Genomic DNA, 6,879 nt, shown 5'->3' with positions numbered 1-6,879 from the left:
GACAGCTTCACCCTGTCCTCGGCCATCAAAGGCAAATACGGCCTGGTGTTCTTCTACCCACTGGACTTCACCTTCGTTTGCCCGTCGGAGCTGATCGCTCTGGACAACCGCATGTCTGAGTTCAAGGCACGCAACGTTGAAGTGGTCGCGGTATCGATCGATTCGCACTTCACCCACAACGCCTGGCGCAACACTCCGGTCAACAATGGCGGTATCGGCGAAGTCCGTTACACCATGGCTGCCGACATCAAGCAGGAAATCATGAAGGCCTACGACGTTCAGTCCGCTGACGGCGTAGCGTTCCGTGGCGCTTTCCTGATCGACGACAAGGGCGTTGTCCGTTCGCAGATCATCAACGACCTGCCGCTGGGCCGTAACATGGAAGAGCTGCTGCGTCTGGTCGACGCTCTGCAATTCCACGAAGAGCACGGCGAAGTCTGCCCTGCCAACTGGAAAAAAGGCGACAAAGGCATGAACGCTTCGCCAGAAGGCGTTGCGGCTTACCTGACCGAGCACGCTGCCGCACTGTAAGGCGCACGCTCCAGCTTTAAAAAGCAGATAAAAAAAACCGGCCTTAGAGGCCGGTTTTTTTATGGGGGGGCGGCGAGCTATCAGTCGTCGAAATCTTCCCAGCCACCCATTTGTTTCCAGCGATTGACGATGCCGCAGAACAGTTCGGCGGTTTTCTCGGTGTCATAGCGAGCCGAGTGAGCCTCGCGACCATCGAAGTCGATATCCGCCGCCTGACAAGCCTTGGCCAGCACAGTTTGACCGTAGGCCAGACCGGCGAGGGTTGCGGTGTCGAAGCTGGAGAATGGATGAAACGGGTTGCGTTTCATGTCCAGGCGCGCGACCGCAGCGTTGAGGAAGCCCAGGTCGAAGCTGCTGTTGTGGCCGACCAGAATCGCCCGCTTGCAGCCATTGGCCTTGAGCGCCTTGCGCACGCCGCGGAAGATATCGTTCAGGGCAGTTTCTTCACTCACGGCCATGCGCAGAGGGTGATCGAGCTTGATCCCGGTGAACTCCAGCGCTGCCGCTTCGACGTTCGCGCCTTCGAAAGGCTCGACCCGGAAGAAGTAGGTGTGATCCGGGTAGACAAAACCCTTTTCATCCATGGCAATGGTGGTTGCGGCGATTTCCAGCAGGGCGTCGGTGGCCGAGTTGAAACCACCGGTTTCTACGTCGACGACAACTGGCAGATAGCCACGAAACCGTGCGGCCATCGGGTGACGGGAACCACCGCCACCGCCTTGGCCTTCCTGTTCGTCGTCGAAATGGTCTTCACTCACGCGTGTTCCTCCAGCAGGCGCCAGCGCAGTTTTTCACCGGCGCGCAGCGGGATAACGGTCAGCTCGCCAAACGGCAGGCTGGTTGGGGCAGTCCATTCTTCACGGACCAGGGTGATGCGATCGGTGTTTGCCGGCAGGCCGTAGAAACGCGGGCCGTTGAGGCTGGCGAAGGCTTCGAGCTTGTCCAGCGCGTTACGCTGTTCGAACGCTTCGGCATACATCTCGATGGCGGCGTAAGCGGTATAGCAACCGGCGCAACCGCAGGCGGCTTCCTTGGCATGCTGGGCGTGGGGCGCCGAGTCGGTACCGAGGAAGAATTTCTCGCTGCCACTGGTGGCGGCGTCGAGCAGGGCTTCCTGATGGGTGTTGCGCTTGAGGATCGGCAGGCAGTAGAAGTGCGGCCGAATCCCGCCCACCAGCATGTGGTTGCGGTTGTACAGCAGGTGATGCGCGGTGATGGTCGCGCCAACGTTGGCCGAGGCCGAGTTGACGAACTGCACGGCGTCAGCGGTGGTGATGTGTTCGAACACCACTTTGAGCGTCGGGAAACGCTCGACTACACGGCGCATGTGCTCATCGATGAAGATTTTTTCGCGGTCGAAGACATCGACATCGCCGCGGGTGACCTCACCGTGGATCAACAAAGGCATTCCGACTTCGGCCATGGCCTCCAGTGCCGGGAAAATCTTGTCGATACTGGTGACGCCAGAGTCCGAGTTGGTGGTCGCGCCGGCCGGGTACAACTTGGCGGCGTGAACGAAACCGCTGGCCTTGGCCTCGCGAATTTCTTCAGGCTGGGTGCGATCGGTGAGGTACAGGACCATCAGCGGTTCGAACGGGCTGCCGGTCGGGCGGGCAGCGAGAATCCGCTGGCGATAGCCGTCGGCTTCAGCCGCATTGCGGACCGGAGGGACCAGGTTGGGCATGATGATGGCGCGACCAAAGGTGCGCGCGACATCCGCAACGGTATTGGTCAACACGGCACCATCGCGAAGATGAATGTGCCAGTCGTCGGGACGCAGCAGGGTCAGGCGGTCGGACATGAGGGGATTCCAGGCGGGTCAAACTGAGGGGAATGCTACCGGAAAAGACACTTGCAGGCACTCGCTATCAAGTTTTGCAGGAAGCTTCCGATATCCAACAGGTATGCCGTAAACATCTGTGTGTCGGTCTTTTTGTTGTAGAAGCCAGTGGAGCCTCCCGTGCGCCAGCGTTATTTAGCCTTGCTCAGTGTGTTTGCCAGCCTTCCCGCGATGGCGCTCACTTTCCAGACTCGTCTGGAGAGCATTGAGTGGACGGTCGAAGGTGACAAGTTCGAGTGCCGCTTGACCCAGCCGATCACCGATTTCGGCTCAGGGCAATTCGTGCGACGCGCTGGCGAGCAGGCGACGTTTCGTCTGAATGCCTATAATGCGATGCTGGGTGGAGGCTCGGCCACACTGTTGGCGGCGGCTGCGCCGTGGCAACCGGGGCGCGGTGACATCAATCTCGGCTCCGTTCGAATCGGCAGCGGCAACGTGCTGTTCAACAGTTCACAAGCGCAGGCCGGACGGCTGATCAGCGGCCTGATTGACGGTCGCAGCCCTGTGGTACGGCATTCTTCGGCGGATGGTCGGGTATCGGAAGTACGCTTGTTGCCGGTCAGGTTCAACAAGGCATTCGCCGATTACCAAAGCTGTGTGGCCAAATTGTTGCCGCAGAATTTCGATCAGGTCAAACAATCCGAAGTGGGTTTCCCCGGTGGCGGTATCGATCTGGATGCGGCAGCGAAAGCCAAGCTCCGGGTGATGCTGGAGTACATGAAGGCTGATCCGACGGTTAACCATATCGAACTTGACGGCCATTCCGACAACAGCGGTAACCGCCTGACCAATCGCGACCTGTCACGACGTCGAGCCTTGGCTGTGATGGAGTTCTTCAAGGCCAACGGGATCCAGGAATCGCAGATCACCCTGCGCTTTCACGGCGAAGCCTATCCGTTGGCGCCCAATATCAACAACGCCAATCGTTCGAGAAATCGTCGTGTGACCATACGTCTGGAACGGGGAGCACCACCCGAGCAGGTGGCACCTCAAGCCGTGAAACCGGCCACTTCAACGACTTCCTGACTCTACGGTCATCGTCGCGCTCTCGACATAATCTGTCGCTTCGTCGTCATAAGCTGTCGCGCCACTGTAAATTATCCTGCATGAGCGGTAGACTTCTCGGCTTTCCGTAGAACCCCGTGGAGTGATGGCATGGCGGACGTAAACAAGGTCGTTCTGGCGTATTCCGGCGGCCTGGACACTTCGGTGATCCTCAAGTGGCTGCAGGATACTTATAACTGTGAAGTGGTGACCTTCACCGCTGACCTGGGTCAGGGCGAAGAGGTTGAACCTGCACGCGCCAAGGCTCAGGCCATGGGCGTCAAAGAAATCTACATCGACGACCTGCGCGAAGAGTTCGTGCGCGATTTCGTGTTCCCGATGTTCCGCGCCAACACCGTTTACGAAGGCGAGTACCTGCTGGGTACTTCCATCGCGCGTCCGCTGATCGCCAAGCGACTGATTGAAATCGCCAACGAAACCGGCGCTGACGCCATTTCCCACGGCGCCACCGGTAAAGGCAACGACCAGGTTCGTTTCGAACTGGGCGCCTATGCTTTGAAGCCAGGCGTAAAAGTGATTGCTCCGTGGCGCGAGTGGGACCTGCTGTCCCGCGAGAAGCTGATGGACTACGCGGAAAAACACGCGATCCCGATCGAGCGTCACGGCAAGAAGAAATCGCCGTACTCGATGGATGCCAACCTCCTGCACATCTCTTATGAAGGCGGCGTGCTGGAAGACACCTGGACCGAACACGAAGAAGACATGTGGCGCTGGACCGTTTCCCCGGAAAAGGCTCCTGACAAGCCGCAGTACCTGGAACTGACCTACCGCAACGGCGACATCGTTGCGCTGGACGGCGTCGAAATGACTCCGGCCACCGTTCTGGCGACGTTGAACCGTATTGGTGGTGAACACGGTATCGGTCGTCTCGACATCGTCGAGAACCGTTACGTGGGCATGAAGTCCCGTGGCTGCTACGAAACCCCTGGCGGCACCATCATGCTGCGCGCCCACCGTGCGATCGAGTCGATCACCCTGGACCGCGAAGTCGCTCACCTCAAAGACGAGTTGATGCCTAAGTACGCCAGCCTCATCTACACCGGTTACTGGTGGAGCCCTGAGCGTCTGATGCTGCAACAGATGATCGATGCGTCCCAGGCCCACGTGAACGGTGTCGTGCGTCTGAAACTGTACAAGGGCAATGTCATCGTCACCGGCCGCAAGTCCGATGAGTCGCTGTTCGACGCCAACATTGCTACCTTTGAAGAAGATGGCGGCGCCTACAACCAGGCCGACGCGGCAGGCTTCATCAAGCTCAACGCCCTGCGTATGCGCATTGCAGCCAACAAGGGTCGCAAGCTGTTCTGAGACCTTTGAGTCGGAAATGAATTTGTGGCCTCCTCATCGAGGAGGCCACAAATTTGCAGATGCTGTTTTTTATCTGAAATCTCAATATCACGTTGTCGGGTACCTCCCTCCGCTTTCATCACCGTCGTGTGGTGTACGTCAGTGGCAAGATTCAAGAACTGTCACTCTCTTTGAACATAAATTGTAAACAACATAAAAAGTAGCGTTGCTGCGTTTTCTTGTCTGCTTTAAAAGGTTGAGTGCGCCTTCCTTGAGGCATTTTTCCGATTCTGTATCCGCGATAAATAAAACTGCCTGACAGTGTTTTTCCCGTGGCTTTTTTATGGCCTGGGACAAGGCACTGAATTCGATTGTCTTGTTGAGTTGACGTGCATCGATGATCTGCAGGCTATTTGCTGGCTGAGACAGTCGAATACGTTGTTCGCCTGCGGTTTGCCGCGAGTCGATGTCGTCGGGAGGGGGTTGTGCGTTGGGAGAGCGAGATGCAGGCGGAACATCTGTTGCCTCATTTTCCCGGTTATCCATTTCACCAAGGGCTTCTATGAAATGCTCGCCCTTTTCATAGTCCGAAGGCGCGTACAACGATCGATAATTGAAGTTGAGTGTCGCAAAGAAAAGAAGAAGCAAATAAAAGGGAAAGCTTATCAAGAACCAAATATAGATCTCCCTTTCTCTGTTATCCAGTAAAGGTAATATCACTGCTGCTGAAGTTTCAGACAGTGTTGCGAATATGGCGATAACGGTAATGGGGTTTGCGATTCTTTTTTTGGGAATTTTCATGTGTTGTACTCATATTGGTTGTCTATTCTCTAATGGATTGAAGTTTTATGGGTTGTATTGCAGTGGTTGGTTTATTGCGGTTGATTGGCTGTAGTCCCTTAAAAAGGTTCGTTGCTGGTTTTTAAAAATATACCCTGTTTGTTTCGGTGTGGGTTGTATTGTTTTAATGGTTGTTCAATTCTTGAATTTTTCTGTAAGGGTGAGTGGAACTTCCTGTGCGATCTTTCCTTTTTCAGTGTTTGGCACTAAAAGTATCTGTTGCGTTGAGGGGGATGGAGGGGCAGATTGTGTTCGGCGGGAAAAAATAGAGTCGATAAAGGTTTGTGTTTGTTGTGAATTGATACAAAAAACCACCGTTGAAAAAACACATGCACAATGCGGATACAGTTTTCCAGAGGCGGAGTTCGAGGGTTTTTTGTAAGACTAATCCGCGATGTTTGTAGGGAATGTCTTTCGCTGTAGATGCCCGGGGGGCGCGGCATGCCATGGGGGAAACGACTAGGCTATTGTGCGGGCTCTAAAAATTCGAACAGCGAAATTGGACTTGCCCATGAATAAAGTGCTGATCGTGGATGATCATCCCGTCATTCGTCTTGCGGTACGTATGCTGATGGAACGTCATGGCTACGAAGTCGTTGCTGAAACAGACAATGGTGTGGATGCATTACAACTTGCCCGTGAACAAATGCCGGACATTGTCATTCTGGATATTGGAATACCAAAACTCGATGGCCTGGAAGTTATCGCACGATTGAGTTCGGCAGCCTTGCCGATGAAAGTATTGATATTGACTTCACAGGCACCTGGGCATTTCTCCATGCGATGCATGCAATCCGGCGCTGCCGGATATGTTTGCAAACAACAGGACCTGACGGAGTTGCTCAGTGCAATAAAGGCTGTTCTGTCCGGTTACAGTTACTTCCCCAATCAAGCATTGCACACCGTGCGTGCCAGTTTGGGCAACGCCAGCGAAGCCGATATGGTGGATCGCCTGTCGGGGCGGGAAATGATGGTTCTACAACAGCTGGCTCGGGGCAAGACCAACAAGGAGATTGCCGATGGGATGTTTCTCAGCAACAAAACCGTCAGTACCTACAAGACGCGGTTGCTGTTGAAGCTTAATGCGCGCTCTCTGGTCGACCTGATCGAGCTGGCTCAGCGCAATGGGCTTGTCTGATTGCGCAGCGTTGACGACACCGGATAAGCGGGCACTTGTCACGGTTCAGCATTTAGCAAAAAGCCTCCGTTTCGGGAGGCTTTTAGATGTCATAAGTCAAAATCGTAATCGGCCAATTGCTTTTGCAGTCGGCGCTCCTCCAGCAGATTGTCGATGGTGCGGCGTTTGCTCAGGTTGG

General features: G+C 55.3%; 7 protein-coding genes and 1 pseudogene. 4 read left to right on the top strand and 4 right to left on the bottom strand.

All coding sequences use genetic code 11. From position 1 onward, the window contains the following. Positions 1–531, top strand: a 531-nt coding sequence (locus D8U18_RS02010; RefSeq protein ID WP_131106899.1) for a peroxiredoxin, incomplete at its 5' end; no start/stop codon positions are given. An 80-nt stretch (positions 532–611) separates the two neighbouring features. Here D8U18_RS02010 and rnt read toward each other — a convergent pair. After that, complete coding sequence (gene rnt / locus D8U18_RS02005; RefSeq protein WP_056853601.1) at positions 612–1,289, bottom strand: ribonuclease T; 678 nt, start codon at positions 1,287–1,289, stop codon at positions 612–614. Then, entirely contained in the window at positions 1,286–2,332 is a 1,047-nt protein-coding gene (gene pyrC, locus D8U18_RS02000) for a dihydroorotase (RefSeq protein ID WP_131106898.1), read from the bottom strand. Before pyrC ends, rnt begins: the two co-directional genes overlap by 4 nt. A 159-nt stretch (positions 2,333–2,491) precedes the next feature. On the opposite strand from pyrC, the gene D8U18_RS01995 reads away from it, so the two are divergent. Continuing rightward, positions 2,492–3,397, top strand: a complete 906-nt coding sequence (locus D8U18_RS01995) for an OmpA family protein (RefSeq protein ID WP_056853600.1) — start codon at positions 2,492–2,494, stop codon at positions 3,395–3,397. Positions 3,398–3,526: 129 nt separating this feature from the next. Beyond that, positions 3,527–4,744 carry an argininosuccinate synthase gene (locus D8U18_RS01990; protein ID WP_020799894.1) on the top strand — a complete coding sequence of 406 codons (1,218 nt, stop codon included), beginning with the start codon at positions 3,527–3,529 and terminating at the stop codon, positions 4,742–4,744. Between the two features lie 138 nt (positions 4,745–4,882). Here the strand turns inward: D8U18_RS01990 and D8U18_RS01985 are convergent, their stop codons facing one another. Then, positions 4,883–5,524, bottom strand: coding sequence for a hypothetical protein (locus tag D8U18_RS01985; RefSeq protein ID WP_131106897.1), 642 nt, complete (start codon positions 5,522–5,524; stop codon positions 4,883–4,885). 550 nt (positions 5,525–6,074) lie between these two features. Here D8U18_RS01985 and D8U18_RS01980 point away from each other — a divergent pair. Beyond that, a complete protein-coding gene (locus D8U18_RS01980) occupies positions 6,075–6,701 on the top strand; it encodes a response regulator transcription factor (RefSeq protein ID WP_056853598.1) in 627 nt (208 codons plus the stop codon). A gap of 89 nt (positions 6,702–6,790) precedes the next feature. Here D8U18_RS01980 and D8U18_RS28925 read toward each other — a convergent pair. Further along, a pseudogene (locus D8U18_RS28925) lies at positions 6,791–6,879 on the bottom strand (hypothetical protein); the annotation flags it as partial.

Origin of the sequence: Pseudomonas sp. Sample_10 (assembly GCF_004321495.1) — a bacterium.
GTDB lineage: Bacteria > Pseudomonadota > Gammaproteobacteria > Pseudomonadales > Pseudomonadaceae > Aquipseudomonas.
Note: the sequence above shows the minus strand (reverse complement) of the source record. Positions and strands in the feature narration are given on the sequence as shown.